Here is a 16,369-nt window from a genome sequence, read left to right on the forward strand (position 1 = left end):
GTCAGCGACTTCACCGGAAGGATCCCCCATGAGAATCAGCCACATTCCGCTGCGCCTGGCCTCCGGCGCCTACATCCTGAATTCCGGCTTGGGCAAGCGCAATCTGGACGAGGAAAGCGCCGCCGGCCTGCAGCAGATGGCTTCCAACGCCTTTCCCCAGGTCCTGGACCTTGATTCCGCCCGCTTCGGCAAGTTGCTGAGCGCCGCCGAGATCACGGTGGGACTGACCCTGCTGATGCCGTTCATTCCGAGCCGCCTCGCCGGACTGGTGCTTGGCGCGTTCTCCGGCGGAATGCTCACCATGTATGCAAAGACTCCGGGCCTGACCGAAGCTGACGGTGTCCGGCCCACCGCCCAGGGCACGCCGCTGGCCAAGGACGTCTGGATGGCCGGCATTGCTGCGTCCCTGATCCTGGACCGCAAAAACAGGACCAAGATCAAGGAAGTCACCAAGATCAAAGAGGTCAAGGTGCCTGCTCCGGTCAAGGCCGGTGCCGCTGCCGCGGCCGTGAAGGCAGCGAAAAAGGCCACGTTGCCCGCTCCGGTCAAGGCCGGTGCCGCCGCCGTCACTGTGAAGGCAGCGAAGAAGGCCAAGGAATCCCGGAAGTCCAAGGACCGCAGAGCCGGCCGGAAGTCCAAGTAGTCCACGTACGGCAACCGCCGAAGGGCCTTGGCCGCGCTCCAACCCAACGTATCTGCACTCTGGGCGCCCGGGCCGCGCCGAGAGTACACGTCTGGTGGGATACGGGCAGCACCTGCCGGCGAGAGTCCACGTCTGACGACTTGAATCGGACGGAACCCGCCACAGCTGCACACTCGGTGCCGGGGCCGGGCGAATAACCGCCATAGCTGCACACTCGGCGCCCGGGCCGCGCTCAAACCCGCCATAGCTGCTCTCTCAGTGAGCTGCCGGGTCGCGCTCAAACCCACCATAGCTGCACTCTCAGTGAGCTGCCGGGCTTGGTTGAAGTGGCAGGCCGGCATATCCCGACACCCGGCAGGCCGGGGAAATGCCGACCGCCATGATGCGGTGTCTGAGGATCCATAGTGCAGATCATGGGGCATCACCGAATCTATAGTGCAGATCAGGGCCTCAAATCGACGAAAACAGCCCTTTTGAGCCCGTTATCTGCGCGATAGATTCCGGCGGGATGGCCTGGCGACCCCGCCCAGAAACTAGCGGAGCTGCTGCCCGCAGGTAACACGCAACACACCGGAAACATAGCAGTGCCACAATTTCCCCATGTTTCTCACGCCATCGGATACGGAAAAGCTGCTGCTCAGCGTGGCCGGCATGGTCGCGCGCGACCGGCGTTCGCGCGGACTCAAGCTCAATTATCCGGAAGCCGTGGCCCTGATTTCCTGCTGGGTCATGGAACGGGCGCGCGAGGGCGGCGGAGTCGCCGACCTGATGAGTGAGGGCCGCCGGGTCCTCACCCGGGATGACGTCATGGAAGGCGTCCCGGAGATGATCCCGGACCTCCAGATCGAAGCGACGTTTCCCGACGGCCGCAAGCTGGTAACGATCACGGAGCCCATCTCATGAGCGCCCCCCTGATCCCCGGTGAGGTCCGCACCGCCGCCGGCAGCCTCGAGCTGAATGCGGGCCGGGAATCCCGAGCGCTGGTCGTCACGAACACCGGCGACCGGCCGGTCCAGATCGGCTCACACTTCCACTTCGCCGATGTGAACACCGCCCTGGCCTTCGACCGGCCGGCTGCCCGCGGGTTCCGGCTGAATGTGCCGGCCGGCACGGCTGTGCGGTTCGAACCCGGGGCGTCCCGGGAAGTGTCGCTGGTCCGGCTGGCGGGTGCGGGCGTCGTGCCTGGCCTGCAGATCCGGCACGACGACGACGGCGGCGGCACCCGTGGCTCCGGCGCTGCGCCCGGCCCCGGCTCCGAGTCCGGAACGGTCCGCTGACATGCAGATCAACCGACGCGACTACGCGCACCTGTACGGCCCCACCGTCGGAGACTCCGTCCGGCTCGGCGACGCTGACCTGTGGATCAGCCCGGAAAAGGACTACACCTTCGGCGGCGACGAATCGGTTTTCGGCGGCGGTAAAAACATTCGCGAATCGATGGCCCAGTCCACACGGACTTCCGCTGAAGGTGCTCCTGACCTGATCATCACCAACGTGCTGATCGTGGACCACTGGGGCATCGTCCGCGCCGACGTCGGCGTGAAGAACGGGCGCATCGCCGGAATCGGCAAGTCCGGCAATCCGGACATCATGGACAACATTTCTCCGGAGCTGGTGATCGGCCCTGGAACCGAAGTCATTGCCGGTGAAGGACGGATCCTCACCGCCGGCGGAATTGATACCCACGTCCATCTGCTGGGCACCGATGCACTGCGTGAGGCCCTGGCCTCCGGCATCACCACGGTGGGCGGCGGCGGCACCGGACCCGCCGAAGGGTCCAAGGCCACCACGGTCACTCCGGGCGCCTGGAACCTGCAGGTGATGCACCGCGCCCTGGACACGCTGCCAATGAACTTCCTGCTCTATGGCAAGGGCAACACGGTCAGCCAGGCTGCCCTGGAGGAACAGGCCCTCGCCGGAGCCGCCGGGTACAAGGTGCACGAGGACTGGGGCTCCACCCCGGCGGCAATCGACGCGGCGCTGACCGCCGCGGACCGGTGGGGCGTCCAGGTGGCGCTGCATGCCGATTCCCTCAACGAAGCCGGCTACGTGCAGCACACCCTGGAGGCGATCAGGGGCCGCGGCATCCACGTCTTCCACGCCGAAGGCGCCGGCGGCGGACACGCCCCGGACATCATCACCGTGGCCTCGGCCGCCAACGTGCTGCCGGCATCGACCAATCCCACCCTTCCGTTCACCGTCAATACCGTCGCCGAACACCTGGACATGCTGATGGTCTGCCATCACTTGAACCCGCGCATCCCCGAGGACCTGGCGTTCGCCGAGTCACGGATCCGGGCCAACACCATGATGGCCGAAGACGTGCTGCAGGACCTGGGCGCCATGTCCATCACCTCCTCCGATGCCCAGGCGATGGGCAGGATCGGCGAAACCATCACGCGCACCTGGCAGGTGGCACACGTGATGAAGAATTACATGGGCGCCTCGGAATCGGCGCTGCCCGCGGACAACGAACGGGTTCGCCGCTACATTGCCAAATACACCATCTGCCCGGCCGTTGCCCACGGCATCGATTCCGAGGTCGGATCGATCGAGGCCGGCAAGATGGCGGACCTGGTCCTGTGGAATCCTGCGTTCTTCGGCATCCGGCCGTCCCTGGTGATCAAGGGCGGCGCGATTGTCGCGGGGCAGATGGGCGATCCCAACGCGTCGCTGCCGACCCCGCAGCCGGTCTGGATGCGCGAGGCCCTGGCCGGACGGGCGTCCTCGGCGCCGCATCTGTCCACCTCCTTCGTCGCCCAAGCCGCACTGGATGACGGGCTGGCAGACAAGCTCGGGCTGGTCCGGACACTGACCGCCATCCGTTCCACCCGCGACGTGACCAAGGCATCCCTGCCGAACAACACCGCGCTGCCGGACATCCAGGTGAATCCGGAGACGTTCCTGGTCAGCGTCGACGGGCAGGTCATCGAACCCGCTCCCGCCGCCGAGCTGCCTCTGACCCAGCGCTACACGCTGTTCTAGGCCGCCGACATGACGAACGCGGACGACGGCGACGGCGGTGCCGAGGGCGGTGCCGGGGAATCAGCAATCGCCGCCTTCCTCCTTGCCGATTCACGGTTGCCTTCGGGCGCCTATTCGCATTCGGCCGGATTGGAACCGGCGGTAATGGCCGGGCTGCAGGTGGACGGCGTTTATCCCTATCTGGTGTCCCGGCTGCAGACCGTGGTCCGGATGGAGACCTCGGCGGCCGTGCTGGCGCACCGGCATGCCCGGGAGCTCAGTGCCCAGGGCCCCGGTTTCGCCGCCCTGGAGTCGGCGCTCGACGCCCGGACTCCCTCCGCCGCGCAGCGGGAATCTTCCCGCCGTCTCGGCCGGGGAATGCTGCGGCTGGCGGCGACGCTCAAACCCGGGGACCCCGCCGTCGTCGTCCTGAAACGGGAAGCTCCGCGTCCCACCCGACCGGTGGCGCTGGGCGTGGCGGCCCAGGCGCTGGGAGTGGGCGAACGGCAGCTGGCCCGGCTTTGCTGCTATGACGATGCGCAGTCAGTGGTTGCCGCCGCCCTGAAGCTGCTGCCCATCGACCCGATGTCCGCCACCGCGTGGATCCTGAAGGCCGAACCGCAGATCAACGCCGTCGTCGCCGAAGCCCTGCAGACGCAGACCGTTGACGACATCCCCGCCCTCAGCGCTCCCTGGATGGAGCACTGGGCCGAAGACCACACCGAAAGAACAAGGAGGCTGTTCGTTGCCTGAGAACACTGCACCGAAGAGTGAAAGCGCCATGTCCGCCGACGATCCGACCCGTTCGCTGCGGCTGGGCGTCGCCGGGCCGGTGGGCACCGGCAAGAGCTCGCTGATCGCCACCATCTGCCGCGCCATGTCCGAGGAGCTGTCCATCGGCGTGATCACCAATGACATCTACACCGACGAGGACGCGAAGTTCCTCCGCTCGGCCGGCGTCCTGCCCGCCGAACGCATCCGCGCGGTGGAAACCGGAGCCTGCCCGCACACGGCCATCCGCGACGACGTCACCACCAATCTGCTCGCCGTGGAAGATCTGGAAGCAGACTTTGCTCCGCTGGATCTGGTGCTGGTGGAAAGCGGCGGCGACAACCTCACCGCCACCTTCTCCCCCGCCCTGGTGGACGCCCAGATCTTTGTGCTGGACGTGGCCGGCGGCGGCGACGTTGCCCGCAAGGGCGGCCCCGGCATCGCCCGCGCCGATCTGCTGGTGATCAACAAGATCGACCTGGCCCCGTATGTGGACGTCGATGTGGAGCTGATGGTGGCCGATGCCACCGAGGCACGCGAGGGCGGGCCGGTGCTGGCCCTCTCCCGGAAGCAGCAGGACACGATCGACGAGCTCAGCGCCTGGGTGCGTTCCATGGTGGCCCTGCACCGCGCCGGCACCCATACTCCGCAGGATCCCGGGCCGATGGCGCCGCATTTCCATGCCGACGATGACGGCGGCTACATCCACACGCATGATGAGGAGCCGGACGCTGTCCAGCACCGCCACTGAGCTCCGCGTGGAGGCAGCCCGTCCGACGGCGCCCAGGGCCACCCGCATAAGCACTGAGCTGTCCGGCGGCAGGGCGCGGTTTTCGGTGCTGGACCAGGGGCTTTATCTGGCCCCGCGTCCGGTTCACGGCACCGGGAATCCGCTGCACCTGCGCGTGGCCCTGATCGGCATCCACATGATGCTGCTGGGCGGCGACGACGTGCGGATCGAGGTTTCGGTGGGCTCGGGCGTCACGCTGGAAGTGGTGGAACCGGCAGGCCTGGTGGCCTACGACGCCGATCTGGTGCCCTCCCGCTGGTCGCTGCATGCGGAGGTGGGTAAGAACGCAGCACTGATCTGGGACGGTGCATCCTTTGTCGCCGCCGGCGGATCCAATGTCCACCGGGAGACCCGGCTTCGGCTGGCTTCCGGTGCCCGCGCGCTTCTTCGGGAGACGCTGGTGCTGGGCCGCAGCGGCGAGCCCGGCGGCCGGCTGCGCAGCATCACGCGTGCCACCGGACCGGACGGCGACTGCCTGTACGAGGATCTGGACCTGACCGGGCCGCGGGACCGCGCCGTCGGAATCCTGGGCGGCTCCAAGATCGTGGCCAGTACGACGGCGGTGGGGTGGCGCCCTGCGGTGCTGCCGCCGGACTCCGGGACCGAACCACACCGGGCGCGCCGGTTCGAGCTGGCGGCGCCCGGCGCCGTCGCCCGCAGCCTGAGCGACCAGGCACACACCGCCGACGGCGAAGCGGGCGCCGTATTCTCAGCGTGGCGGGATGAACTGACCGGTTTCTGATCGGTTTCTGACCACCGGACGGTCGTGGCATGATCAACGCCATGGGCCGCAGCCAAACTCCACTTCCCCACACGTATCCAATCCGGCGCGTGCAGGAGAGCCGGCACCTGCCGCTGGCGCGAACCCGCTGGCCGGCCACTGTGCCCGCAGTGGCGCAACTGCTGGACCAGGGACTGGATCTGGGCCGCGCCACGGTCCTGGTCGGCGAAAACGGATCCGGCAAGTCCACTCTGGTGGAATCAGTGGCACTGGCCTTCGGGCTCTCTCCCGAAGGCGGATCGACGGGTGCCCAGCACAGCACCAGGGCCACGGAATCCGAACTTGCTGAGCATCTGCACCTGATCCGCACCCCGGGCGGCTCCCGCCGGGGGTTTTTCCTGCGGGCCGAGACCATGCACGGGTTTTATACCTATCTGGAAAAAAACCCGAGTACCGGCTCCCCCGACATCGATTTCCACTCGCTCTCCCACGGGGAGTCCTTCCTGGAGCTGGTAGGCGACCGGTTCCGGGGATCCGGGTTGTGGGTCCTGGACGAACCGGAGTCGGCGCTGTCCTTTGCGGGCAGCCTCTCGCTGCTGGCCACGCTGAAGGAAATCCTGGACGACCCCGAATCCCAGGTGCTGCTCTCCACCCACTCGCCGATTCTCGCCGCGCTGCCCGGTGCCACGCTGCTGGAAGTTGGTCCATGGGGGCTGCGGCCGGCAGCGTGGGAGGAGCTCGAGCTGGTGGCCAACTGGCGGAATTTCCTCAGCGGGCCCGAGCGTTTCCTGCGCCACTTCTAGGTACTGACAACGCGGAAGCGCTCCAGCACGGCCACCGTGCCGTCGTCAACGGTGAAACCAGGGTCTCCCAGGGCGCCGCGGAACTCCTCGCCGTGCCAGAACTCCTCGTGCGCGGCTCTCCACTCCGCGATGGTGTCATGGCCTTCGCCCTCGTCCCGCGCATGCGGCACATCCACCGAACCCAGCGGAACCAGCCGGACCTCCGTCGCTTCCAGGATCACCAGCGGGTCTTCGTTGCTGTCGATCAGGACGGAGCGGTCGCCGGGGCGTGGCAGCGGTTCGCCGTCGCCGTCGTACTGGCAGGCCAGACTGGTGGTGCTGGTCTTCGTCCCGTCCAGGATGGCAGCGACCAGGGCATCGCGGAGCGGGCCGGGGAAGGCGAACTCGGCCCGGGGCAGGTTGGATTCCATGCTGGAAGCCTAGCCCCGCCCTTGGCGGAGGAGGAGTCGAGGTGGTTAGGTGGGGCCCACACACGACGGCGCTGAAAAGGAAAAAGACAATGACCGATGGCCTGACCGGCTTTGCCCGCTACCAGCCGTTCACGGTGGACGTGAACGGCATTACCGTAACCGGCCGCATCTCGGTGGCCGACGACACCGGCAGCGCGGCAGGCGGAGCACCCAAACCCGCCCTGTTGCTGCTGCACGGGCATCCGGAAACCCACCTGATGTGGCACCGGATCGCCGACGCTCTGGCAAGGGACTTTACGGTGGTGGCTCCGGACCTGCGCGGCTACGGCGGCTCCTCCAAACCGGTTGGTGAACCGGACCATTCCACCTACAGCAAGCGGGAAATGGCGAAGGATGCCGCCCTGTTGATGGAGCATTTCGGTGCCGAACGGGGGTTCGGCAGCTTCGCGTTGTGCGCCCATGACCGCGGAGCACGGGTGGGGCACCGGCTGCTGGCGGACTATCCCGGGCTGGTGTCCCGGGCGATGTTCCTGGACATTGCGCCCACCCTGGACATGTACGCGGCAACGGACCGGGCCTTCGCCGAGTCCTACTTCCACTGGTTTTTCCTGATCCAGCCGGAACCGCTGCCCGAGGCCCTGATTGAGGCCAACCCGCGGGCCTATGTGGAGAACATCATGGGCACCCGCCATGCCGGCCTGGCGCCGTTTCCCGCGCCCGTGCTGGATGCCTACGCCGCGGCGCTTTCCTCCCCCGGGGCCGCCCACGCCATGTGCGAGGACTACCGGGCCGCAGCCACCATCGATTTGGAACACGACCAGGCAGACCGCGACGCCGGCACCACGCCCGACGTTCCGCTGCGCGTGCTCTGGGGACGGCACGGCGTCGTCGAAACTCAGTTCGATCCCCTGGCGCTCTGGGAAAAAGCGGTTCCCGGGGTCACCGGCCGCGCCGTGGACGCCGGGCACTACCTCCCTGAAGAAGCGCCGGAGGAAATCCTCGCCGAGATCCAGACCTTCTTTGCGTAGCAGCCCCTAATCCGCCGGACTGACCAGGCCCTCCGCGACCATCCAGTCATAGGCGACCTGCTCCGGTTCCTCCCCCTGCACATCCACCTTGAGGTTCAGCGAGCGCATGGTTTCATCGTTGAGTTTCGCCGCGACCTGCTCCAGGACACCTTCCAGCGCCGGATAGTCCTGCAGGGTTTTGGTGTAGATCACCGGAGCCGCGTTGTAGGCGGGAAAGAAGTTGCGGTCATCGTCGAGCACCACCAGGTCCAGGGCATCGATCCGGCCGTCAGTGGCGAAGACCTCCCCCACCGTGCATTCACCCTGGTCCACAGCCCCGTAGATCGCGCCGGTGTCATAGATCCCGATGTTCTGCTCCGGCACGACGCTGCCGCGCTGCAGGTCGTAAAGCTGCAGCATCGGGGTGAACCCGTCCTGCCGGGAATTGAATTCAGCATCCACGCAGAACGTCAGCTCATTCACCGGCAGGCTGGCCAGGTCCGAAATGCTGCTCACCCCCAGTTCCTCGGCCCGCTCCCGGCTCATGGCCAGCGCATAAGTGTTGTTCAGCTCCGCCGGCGCTCCCCACGTCAGCCCGTTTGCGGCGTCGGCGTCATACACCGCCTGCCACTGCTCCTGCTGGTCCGGAATTCCCTGCTCGTTGCCCAAATAGGTCAGCCAGGCGGTGCCGGTGTACTCCCACATAATGTCCGCCTGCCCGCTGCGCAGCAGTTCACGGGCCGGCAGGCTGCCGGGAGCATTGCTCAGGTCGGTGACCTCAAACCCAGCCGCTTTGGCCGCGAGGACCGACATCTTGCCCAGGATCAGCTGTTCGGTGAAATTCTTGGACGTCACCGTCACTGACGCCCCCTCGGGCAGCCCCTCAATCGGACGAATGCTTCCTGCCGCGACCGGCGGAACGTAGGAACCGGCCGGCTGCAGTCCGCAGCCGGCCAGGACCAGGACGACGAAGGTGAGCGCGGCAGCCAGCGCGGCTGCCGCCCTGGTGCGCAGCGATGTCAGCATCAGAGTCCCTTCGGGCGGGCCAGATGCTCCACCAGCCGGCCGACCCAATCCACCAGCAGGGCCAGCAGCGCCACCATGACCGCGCCGCTGATCAGCACCCGGGGAAGGTTCAGGTTCACACCGGTGGTGATCAGGATCCCGAGCCCGCCGCCGTTGATGAAGGTGGCCAGGGCCGCCGTTCCAACAAGCAGCACCAGGGCGGTGCGGATTCCTGCCAGCATCAGGGGAACGGCGAGGGGAAGCTCCACTCGGAACAGCACCCGCGAGGCGCTCATGCCCATGCCTCGTCCGGCCTCGACCAGCCGGGGATCCACACTGTCCAACCCCACCATGGTGTTGCGCAGCACCGGCAGGAGCGCATAGAGGACCAGCGCCACCACCGCCGTCCAAAAACCGAAGCCCAGCCAGAAGGCCAGCAACACCACGAGACCGATCGCCGGTGCAGCCTGGCCGACGTTCACCACGGCGAGCACCGGCCCGGTCAGGAAGCGCAGCGGTTTGCGGGTCAGCAGGACGCCGAGCGGAAGAGCCACAACAAGGACTATCACGGCCGAGATCAGGGTCAGCCGCAGATGCTCCGCGATGTACACCCAGAGCGTGGCCGGGGCCAGAGTGGCCAGTTCCGTCTGCGTCAGGTCGGTTGCCGAGAGCCAGAACAACAGCACTGCCACCGCAGCGGCGATCCCGGCCAGCTGCCAGACCAGGCCCCGCCGGGAATCGTCCCGCACCGGGGAACCGGCTTCGGTGTTGGTGTACCGCCGCTCCTTCGAAGCCGCCGAGCTCGGAGCCGGGGCTGCGACCCGCCCGGCCATCTGGCTGCTGCTCATTGCCGCCCCGCTTCCGTGGAACCTGCCGGGGCTCCCGGGGGCTGTCCCGGCGATCGGCCGGGCTCCCCCGCTGCCGCTGCGGGCCGCCGGGCACGCACGGTCTGCAGGGTCAGCGGGGCATCGATCACGCCGTCGAGCCTTCCCTGCGCATCGGTCACCAGGGCGAGTCCCGGAACGGAAACCAGGATGGCATCCAGCGCGTCGGCAAGGCTGTCGTCCGGGCCCACCAGCGGCAGGTCCGGCGCCGGCTGGACCGGCAGTGACGGAAGCTGTTCCAGTTCGGCGACCGAAAGCCAGGAAACGGGCCGGCCGTCGCCGTCGACGACAGCCGCGTAGTCCTGGCCGGCCGCCAGCGCGCGGGCAAGCAGCTCCCGCGGTCCCTCCTGCGGCGTTCCGGTAACTACCGGCAGCGCCGGCACGTCCCTGACCCGGGCCAGGCCCAGCTGTTTGAGCCCGGCGTCGGAACCGATGAACTGCCGGACAAAGTCGTTGGCCGGGGCAGCGAGGATTTGGGCCGGTGAATCGTACTGGACCAGGTGCCCGCCTTCGGCGAACACGGCGATCTTGTCACCGAGCTTGATGGCTTCATCGAAGTCGTGGGTGACGAAGACAATGGTCTTCCGCAGGTTTGCGTGCAGGCTGAGCATTTCGTCCTGGAGCCGCTCCCGGGTGATCGGGTCCACGGCGCCGAACGGTTCATCCATGAGCAGCACCGGCGGGTCCGCCGCGAGGGCCCGCGCCACGCCCACGCGCTGCTGCTGGCCGCCGGAGAGTTCCTTCGGATACCGGTCCCGGTACTGCTCCGGGTCCAGGGAGACCAGCTCCAGCAGCTCATCAACCCGCCGCCCGGTCCGGGCTTTGTCCCAGCCGAGCATGGAGGGCACGACGGCGATGTTGGCTGCCACGGTCAGGTGCGGAAAGAGGCCCCCCGCCTGGATCACGTAGCCGATGCCGCGGCGCAGTTCGTCGGCATTGACCGCTTCGACGTCGTTCCCGCCGAGCAGGATCCGCCCGGAGGTCGGTTCGATGAGCCGGTTGATCATTTTCAGGGTGGTCGTTTTGCCGCAGCCTGACGGGCCCACCAGCATGACCATGTCGCCGGCCGCTATCTCCATGGAGAGGTCGTTGACCGCCGAGCGGTCCTGTCCGGGAAAGCGCTTGGTCACGTCCTGGAGCACGATGCCGGCCGAGCCGGCGGGCTGAGGCGCAGGAAGGGTGGTTTCAGACACGGATACCTCGCGGGATTGTAAGCCTGCCCAGACCCACCAGCAGGAGATCCAGGATGAGGGCCAGCAGCACCACGCCAACCACTCCGGTCACCACTGATTCCAGGGAGTTGGCGCCGCCCAGCCGGGACAGCCCGGAGAAGATAAAGCCGCCCAGCCCGGGACCCAGCGCGTACGCGGCCACGGCGGCGATCCCCATCACCATCTGCCCGGAAACGCGGATGCCGGCCAGGATCACCGGCCACGCCAGCGGAAGCTCGATCCGGGAAAAGATGCGCAGCCGTCCCATTCCCAGACCCCGCGCCGCCTCGACGGTGCTGGCCGGCACCCCCGACAGCCCCACGATGGCGTTGCGGAGGATCGGCAGCAGGGCAAAGAACCCGACGACGACGACGGCGGGCAGCACCCCGAAGCCCAGGGGCGTGATCAGCAGCCCGATGAGGGCGAAGGACGGAATGGTCAGGCCTACGGCGCTGATGCTGTCCGCCGCTGAGCGCAGGACCGGGCTGCGGTAGGTCAGGGCCGCCGCGAGCACTGCGAGGACGGCGGCCACCACCAGGCACTGGGCCACCAGGCTGAAGTGCTGCCAACTGGAAAAGAGGATGTCGTTGAAGCGCTGGGCCACAAATTCATTCACGCCAAACCCATCTGTCGGGTGGGGAGCTGCGGTCTTTCCAGCGTAGACCGGCCCGGCGCACATGGGCAGGGGACGGCTAGGGAATGAGCACCAGGCGGACCGGGTTGCCTTCCTTGGCGTCGAGCTGCTTGACCGCTTGGACAGCCTCGCTCAGCGGGAGGCGTCCGCTGACCGATTTGGTGAAGTCCAGCCGGCCCAGCCGGGTCAGGTGCACCAGCTGCGGCACGTGGTGCGCCTCGGAACCGTAGTGGCCCAGGATTTGCTTGCGGGCATAGGAGAACCCGGTGCTGTCACTGATGGTGATCGGAGTTCCGCTGAGCCCCACCAGCACCAGCCGGCCGCGCCGTCCCAGGGATTTAACCGCCTGGGCCCGCACGGCGTCGACACCGGCGAAGTCCAGGGCGACGTCCAGCCCGTTGCCGGCGGTGGCTGCCTTCATGGCGTCGGAAAAGTCTGCGGCCAGCGGATCCAGGGCATAGTCTGCGCCGAATTCGAGGGCACGCGCCCGGGCCTCGGGAAGGACGTCGACGGCGATGATGGGCGCGGCGCCGATCAGGCGCAGCAGCTGCACACCGTGGGCGCCCAGTCCGCCGATGCCCCAGACGCCAACCGCTTCACCGGCGCGCACGTCGGCGGTGGAGGTGATGGCTCCCCAGGGGGTGGAGACAGCGTCCGGAATGACCGCGGCCTGGTCAAACGGGATGTCGTCGCCCAGCGGCACCAGGACACCGGCCGGGACGACGACGTACTCGGCCCAGCCGCCGTCGTAATCCACTCCCATGGTCAGGGTGACGCCGTTGTATTCATAGCCCGCCTGAATGACGACGCGATCCCCCGCCGCGACCGACGTGACGCCGGAACCCGGCAGGTCCACGGTGCCCGCAACCTCATGGCCGAGCGTCACCTCGTTGCCCTCGAGGAACTGGGGGTGCAGCAGGCCCTGGATCAGGTGGACGTCGGAGAGGCACACTCCGGCGGCGCCCACCTTGACCCGGACGAAGCCGGGACCCGGATCCGGAATGGGAACCTCCCGGAGCGCAAACTCTTTCGTCTGGACATTAAGGCGTGCTGCAAGCATGGTGCCGGCCGACATGGGAACCTCTTTCACTGAAAATGGGGGCGGCTGGTGTTCACGCCGCCCCCACCATTATCGCTCGACGGCGGGTCAGGCGTTGAGGATCACCTTCAGTGCGTTGGTCTCAGCGGCCTTGGAGAACGTGTCGTAGGCCTGGAGGATGTCGTCCAGCGCATACCGGTGGCTGATAAATTCATCGGCCGGCAGTTTGCCCTCGGCGATCAGCTTCAGCAGCATCGCGAGGGTGTTGGTGTTGACCAGGCCCATGCTGATGTTGATGTTCTCGATCCACAGCCGGTCCAGCTCCAGGCTCACGGGCGTCCCGTGTACCCCCACGTTGGCCACGTTGCCGCCGGGCCGGACAATCTGGGTGCACATCTCGAACGTCTTCGGGATGCCCACGGCTTCCACCGCGACGTCCACACCCCAGCCGTCGGTCAGCTCCATGATCTGTTCGCGCCAATTTCCGTCCCCGGAGTTCACGCCGTGGGTGGCACCGAACCTTTGGGCCTGCTCCACCCGGTTGGCGTCCAGGTCCACGGCGATGATCTTCGCCGCACCGTACAGTCCCGCGGTCGCGATCACAGCCAGCCCCACGGGGCCAGCACCGATCACTGCGACGACATCGCCCGGCTGGACCTGGCCGTACTGCACACCCATCTCGAAGCCGGTGGGGAAAATATCGCTGAGCAGGACGCCGTGCTCCTGGGAGACGTTTTCGGGCAGCAGGTACAGGGACGTATCAGCGTAGGGAACGCGCACGTATTCGGCCTGGGTGCCGTCGATCAGGTGGCCGAAGATCCAGCCGATGCCGGACTGTCCTTCATCTCCGGTGCAGTGCGAGTAGAGCCCGTCCTTGCAGAAGCTGCAGGAGCCGTCCGCCGAGACACAGGAGAGAATCACCTTGTCCCCGACTTTGAAGGACGTCACGCCCGACCCGGCTTCGGTCACGGTGCCGACGCCCTCGTGTCCGAGGATCCTGCCCGGTGTGACCGCCGGTACATCACCCTTCAGGATGTGGAGGTCGGTGCCGCAGATGGTAGTGGTGTCGATTTTTACGATGACGTCGCGGGGTTCCTGGATTTTCGGATCCGGAACGTCCTTCCAGGACTTTTGGCCCGGCCCTTCATACACAAGTGCTTTCATGATGTCCTCGCCTGTTCGCTTGTTCGGTGCGTTAAGGCTAGGAGCGTGCGGCAGGCAGCGGAAGTGCAGCGGGCTATTCCCCGTCCAGGTACAGCCAGTCTCCGCTGATCCGGACAAAGCGGCTGGTTTCCTCCTGCACGCCGCGGGCGGCTCCGGAGCGGTAGTGGGCACGGAAGTGCACGACGCCGCGGTCATCCAGCGGCCCGCCGGCGGAGGTTTCCACAATGTCCAGGCGCCGCCACTGCAGTTCTGCGTCCAGCTCCAGATCTGCCGGACGGGTCGAGGGGTGCCAGGTATCCAGCAGGTACTGCCGGTCGCCGATGGCAAAGGCCGAATACCGGGAACGCATCAGTGCTTCGGCCGTCGGCGCGGTGCCGGCTCCGGAGTGATACTTGCCGCAGCAACCGGCGTAGGTCTCACCGCTCAGGCAGGGACAGCGGTCATCGGGGGCAGGCATGGCGGAAACACTGGCTGGTGAAGTCATGACTCCAGTATCTCCGGTTAACGGCTGTCGCCGGCTAGCCGGACGACGAAGCGGGCGTTGGCCCGGGAGCCGGCGCATCGTCGTGGCGTGCGATCTCGGTTTCGAGGCTCAGGCGCACGGCGTCCATGGCATCGCTGATCCGTTCCCGGCGGCTGAGCGACACCTCCCCCTGCCGTGTTGCGGTGTCCAGCCGCGCCGTCAGATCGTCCAGGGCCTGCAGAGCCTGCTCGTAGCTGCCGGCCGCTGCAGCTTCGCTCACGTCCGAAACCTGCTGCTGCAGCTCTTCGGCTGCCCCCGGTCCCAGGTTGGAGACTTCGCATCCCGTCAGGGCTGCCACGGCGATCACGGTTCCCGAAGCCACAAGCAGCCAGCCCCGCCGGTGCCTCATGGCGCGACGCTCTCCTGCAGTTCCTCGAGATGCTGTCCGAGCTGCCCGGGAACCTGGGGGTATCCCTGATCCTGCGGGAAGATGCCCATCCGATCGGCGACCAGCATCACTGCCGCTGCCAGCACAGCCATGGCGACCACTGCCAGCAGCGTCCGCCCCGCCAGCGCCAGGCGCGAGGGCCGAGCCGGCACGGTGCCCGGGGAGACCGACGCCGCGGCTGCAGCTCGCTTGCGGCCGGATCCAACCCGGGGCGGGAACCGGGGCGGGGACACGGCCCGGTACACGCCGCCCGTTCGTGCCGAACCCTGCGGCAGCTTGACGCGGGCAGGAGCCGGATCATGGGGAGCGGACAGCTTTTCGGGCTCGGGTTCCGGTTCCGGCATCTGTTCCGGCATCTGCTCACCCGTCCGGCCCGGGATGCGGGGATCCTCTGCGGTGCGAACTCCGCCGGTGGGAACGCCGCCGTCGTCAGCAGTGTCCGTTCCCCCGCCCTGCCCGGTTGAAGGAATGGCGGACGCCGTCTCAGCCGACGACCAGCGGTATTCCAGCAGCGTTGCCGAGACTTCCGCCGCCGTCGGCCGTTGATCGGGGTCCCGTGCCGTCATGGCTTTCAGCAGCGAGCACCAGTAGTTTCCGAGCTCATCCGGAACTTCGGGGTTTCGGCTCAGGCGGGCGATCGCTGCCTCAACGGCGCTACCGCCGAACTCGATGCGTCCGGTGACGGCTTCCAGCAGCACCAGGCCCAGGGAATAGATGTCGCTGGAGAATCCCACATCCTGTGAGCTGGCCTGTTCCGGACTCAGATAGTTGGCCGTGCCGAGCGTGGCATTGGCCGCGGTGATCCGGGCGCCGTCGAGCATCCGCGCTATGCCGAAGTCGGTGAGCTTGGCCCTCGGCAGGGTTCCGGTGATCACCGGGGGCAGCAGGATGTTGGCCGGCTTGACGTCGCGGTGGATGACCCCGCGGCCGTGGATGTAGGCCAGCGCCCCGGCCAGCTCAGCACCGACGTACGCGGCATCGGCCAGGGACATGCGCTCGACGTCGCGGAGGTGCTTGCGCAGATCGGGTCCGTCGACGAGCTCCATGACCAAAAAGGCACGGGGTTCCCCGGCTTCGCCGTCGTCGCGGCCGGCGTCGTCCTTGCCGGCATCAAAAAGTGTCACCAGGCCCGGGTGGGAAAGGGACGCCAGTAACCGCATTTCGGTTTCCTGGCGGTCAACGTCGTCCGGAGAGACTGCGCTGGCCCGGAAGAGCTTCACGGCGATGTCACGGCCGAGTGCTTCGTCCTGCCCTCGATAGACGGTGGCCATGCCACCGTGGCCTATGGGTTCGATAAGACGGTAACGCCCTGAAATGAGCCGGTTGAGGCCATCTGACGCGAAACTTTCCATGCTGCAACCTCTTCTCGCCCTTCAAGCGTAGCTGAGGGGAATCGCGGCGTAGATGGGGCG

The 16,369-nt window shown here is 67.2% G+C and carries 19 protein-coding genes; 9 read left to right on the top strand and 10 right to left on the bottom strand.

Annotated features, from left to right (window positions below; all coding sequences use genetic code 11):
* The first annotated feature begins 28 nt into the window (after positions 1–28).
* From QNO00_RS13025 to QNO00_RS13060, 8 genes are all read left to right on the top strand, one after another.
* Complete coding sequence (locus QNO00_RS13025; protein WP_349643487.1) at positions 29–643, top strand: hypothetical protein; 615 nt, start codon at positions 29–31, stop codon at positions 641–643.
* A gap of 600 nt (positions 644–1,243) precedes the next feature.
* Positions 1,244–1,546 carry an urease subunit gamma gene (locus tag QNO00_RS13030; protein ID WP_229964596.1) on the top strand — a complete coding sequence of 101 codons (303 nt, stop codon included), beginning with the start codon at positions 1,244–1,246 and terminating at the stop codon, positions 1,544–1,546.
* On the top strand, positions 1,543–1,920 hold the full coding sequence (locus tag QNO00_RS13035) for an urease subunit beta (protein ID WP_284024795.1): 378 nt from the start codon (positions 1,543–1,545) through the stop codon (positions 1,918–1,920). The genes QNO00_RS13030 and QNO00_RS13035 overlap by 4 nt, the downstream gene beginning before the upstream one ends.
* Before the next feature lies 1 nt (position 1,921).
* The gene (locus QNO00_RS13040; RefSeq protein ID WP_284024796.1) at positions 1,922–3,628 is read left to right on the top strand and encodes an urease subunit alpha; all 1,707 of its coding nucleotides are present in this window, start codon (positions 1,922–1,924) and stop codon (positions 3,626–3,628) included.
* A gap of 9 nt (positions 3,629–3,637) precedes the next feature.
* Positions 3,638–4,360, top strand: coding sequence for an urease accessory protein UreF (locus QNO00_RS13045; protein ID WP_284024797.1), 723 nt, complete (start codon positions 3,638–3,640; stop codon positions 4,358–4,360).
* 28 nt (positions 4,361–4,388) lie between these two features.
* The gene (ureG, locus tag QNO00_RS13050) at positions 4,389–5,129 is read left to right on the top strand and encodes an urease accessory protein UreG (RefSeq protein ID WP_284024853.1); all 741 of its coding nucleotides are present in this window, start codon (positions 4,389–4,391) and stop codon (positions 5,127–5,129) included.
* Entirely contained in the window at positions 5,092–5,910 is an 819-nt protein-coding gene (locus tag QNO00_RS13055; RefSeq protein ID WP_284024798.1) for an urease accessory protein UreD, read from the top strand. Before ureG ends, QNO00_RS13055 begins: the two co-directional genes overlap by 38 nt.
* 41 nt (positions 5,911–5,951) lie before the next feature.
* Positions 5,952–6,692, top strand: a complete 741-nt coding sequence (locus QNO00_RS13060) for an AAA family ATPase (protein ID WP_502863370.1) — start codon at positions 5,952–5,954, stop codon at positions 6,690–6,692.
* On the opposite strand, the gene QNO00_RS13065 is transcribed toward QNO00_RS13060, so the two are convergent.
* On the bottom strand, positions 6,689–7,102 hold the full coding sequence (locus QNO00_RS13065) for an ASCH domain-containing protein (RefSeq protein WP_284024799.1): 414 nt from the start codon (positions 7,100–7,102) through the stop codon (positions 6,689–6,691). The two genes, QNO00_RS13060 and QNO00_RS13065, sit on opposite strands and share 4 nt — an antisense overlap.
* Before the next feature lie 89 nt (positions 7,103–7,191).
* Between QNO00_RS13065 and QNO00_RS13070 the strand changes: the two genes are divergently transcribed.
* Entirely contained in the window at positions 7,192–8,130 is a 939-nt protein-coding gene (locus QNO00_RS13070; protein WP_284024800.1) for an alpha/beta fold hydrolase, read from the top strand.
* A gap of 6 nt (positions 8,131–8,136) precedes the next feature.
* Here the strand turns inward: QNO00_RS13070 and QNO00_RS13075 are convergent, their stop codons facing one another.
* From QNO00_RS13075 to QNO00_RS13115, 9 genes are all read right to left on the bottom strand, one after another.
* Complete coding sequence (locus QNO00_RS13075; RefSeq protein WP_284024801.1) at positions 8,137–9,135, bottom strand: glycine betaine ABC transporter substrate-binding protein; 999 nt, start codon at positions 9,133–9,135, stop codon at positions 8,137–8,139.
* On the bottom strand, positions 9,135–9,962 hold the full coding sequence (locus tag QNO00_RS13080; RefSeq protein ID WP_284024802.1) for an ABC transporter permease: 828 nt from the start codon (positions 9,960–9,962) through the stop codon (positions 9,135–9,137). The genes QNO00_RS13075 and QNO00_RS13080 overlap by 1 nt, the downstream gene beginning before the upstream one ends.
* Entirely contained in the window at positions 9,959–11,191 is a 1,233-nt protein-coding gene (locus tag QNO00_RS13085) for an ATP-binding cassette domain-containing protein (RefSeq protein WP_284024803.1), read from the bottom strand. The genes QNO00_RS13080 and QNO00_RS13085 overlap by 4 nt, the downstream gene beginning before the upstream one ends.
* The gene (locus QNO00_RS13090) at positions 11,184–11,825 is read right to left on the bottom strand and encodes an ABC transporter permease (protein WP_284024804.1); all 642 of its coding nucleotides are present in this window, start codon (positions 11,823–11,825) and stop codon (positions 11,184–11,186) included. The genes QNO00_RS13085 and QNO00_RS13090 overlap by 8 nt, the downstream gene beginning before the upstream one ends.
* 76 nt (positions 11,826–11,901) lie before the next feature.
* Positions 11,902–12,918, bottom strand: coding sequence for a zinc-binding dehydrogenase (locus QNO00_RS13095; protein WP_284024805.1), 1,017 nt, complete (start codon positions 12,916–12,918; stop codon positions 11,902–11,904).
* Positions 12,919–12,990: 72 nt separating this feature from the next.
* Entirely contained in the window at positions 12,991–14,046 is a 1,056-nt protein-coding gene (locus QNO00_RS13100; protein WP_229964585.1) for a zinc-dependent alcohol dehydrogenase family protein, read from the bottom strand.
* Positions 14,047–14,119: 73 nt separating this feature from the next.
* On the bottom strand, positions 14,120–14,530 hold the full coding sequence (locus QNO00_RS13105) for a YchJ family protein (RefSeq protein ID WP_284024806.1): 411 nt from the start codon (positions 14,528–14,530) through the stop codon (positions 14,120–14,122).
* Positions 14,531–14,564: 34 nt separating this feature from the next.
* Positions 14,565–14,918, bottom strand: a complete 354-nt coding sequence (locus QNO00_RS13110) for a hypothetical protein (RefSeq protein ID WP_229964583.1) — start codon at positions 14,916–14,918, stop codon at positions 14,565–14,567.
* A complete protein-coding gene (locus QNO00_RS13115; protein WP_284024807.1) occupies positions 14,915–16,309 on the bottom strand; it encodes a serine/threonine-protein kinase in 1,395 nt (464 codons plus the stop codon). The genes QNO00_RS13110 and QNO00_RS13115 overlap by 4 nt, the downstream gene beginning before the upstream one ends.
* Positions 16,310–16,369 lie beyond the last annotated feature (60 nt).

Source organism: Arthrobacter sp. zg-Y1219 (assembly GCF_030125545.1).
Classification (GTDB): domain Bacteria; phylum Actinomycetota; class Actinomycetes; order Actinomycetales; family Micrococcaceae; genus Arthrobacter_B.

Coding starts and splice junctions, on each gene's coding strand:
- QNO00_RS13060 (WP_502863370.1), top strand. CDS start 5,952: ATGGGCCGCAGCCAAACTCCACTTCCCCACACGTATCCAATCCGGCGC.
- QNO00_RS13055 (WP_284024798.1), top strand. CDS start 5,092: ATGATGAGGAGCCGGACGCTGTCCAGCACCGCCACTGAGCTCCGCGTG.
- QNO00_RS13105 (WP_284024806.1), bottom strand. CDS start 14,530: ATGACTTCACCAGCCAGTGTTTCCGCCATGCCTGCCCCCGATGACCGC.
- ureG (WP_284024853.1), top strand. CDS start 4,389: ATGTCCGCCGACGATCCGACCCGTTCGCTGCGGCTGGGCGTCGCCGGG.
- QNO00_RS13025 (WP_349643487.1), top strand. CDS start 29: ATGAGAATCAGCCACATTCCGCTGCGCCTGGCCTCCGGCGCCTACATC.
- QNO00_RS13070 (WP_284024800.1), top strand. CDS start 7,192: ATGACCGATGGCCTGACCGGCTTTGCCCGCTACCAGCCGTTCACGGTG.
- QNO00_RS13030 (WP_229964596.1), top strand. CDS start 1,244: ATGTTTCTCACGCCATCGGATACGGAAAAGCTGCTGCTCAGCGTGGCC.
- QNO00_RS13100 (WP_229964585.1), bottom strand. CDS start 14,046: ATGAAAGCACTTGTGTATGAAGGGCCGGGCCAAAAGTCCTGGAAGGAC.
- QNO00_RS13035 (WP_284024795.1), top strand. CDS start 1,543: ATGAGCGCCCCCCTGATCCCCGGTGAGGTCCGCACCGCCGCCGGCAGC.
- QNO00_RS13045 (WP_284024797.1), top strand. CDS start 3,638: ATGACGAACGCGGACGACGGCGACGGCGGTGCCGAGGGCGGTGCCGGG.
- QNO00_RS13115 (WP_284024807.1), bottom strand. CDS start 16,309: ATGGAAAGTTTCGCGTCAGATGGCCTCAACCGGCTCATTTCAGGGCGT.
- QNO00_RS13065 (WP_284024799.1), bottom strand. CDS start 7,102: ATGGAATCCAACCTGCCCCGGGCCGAGTTCGCCTTCCCCGGCCCGCTC.
- QNO00_RS13110 (WP_229964583.1), bottom strand. CDS start 14,918: ATGAGGCACCGGCGGGGCTGGCTGCTTGTGGCTTCGGGAACCGTGATC.
- QNO00_RS13095 (WP_284024805.1), bottom strand. CDS start 12,918: ATGTCGGCCGGCACCATGCTTGCAGCACGCCTTAATGTCCAGACGAAA.
- QNO00_RS13075 (WP_284024801.1), bottom strand. CDS start 9,135: ATGCTGACATCGCTGCGCACCAGGGCGGCAGCCGCGCTGGCTGCCGCG.
- QNO00_RS13040 (WP_284024796.1), top strand. CDS start 1,922: ATGCAGATCAACCGACGCGACTACGCGCACCTGTACGGCCCCACCGTC.
- QNO00_RS13080 (WP_284024802.1), bottom strand. CDS start 9,962: ATGAGCAGCAGCCAGATGGCCGGGCGGGTCGCAGCCCCGGCTCCGAGC.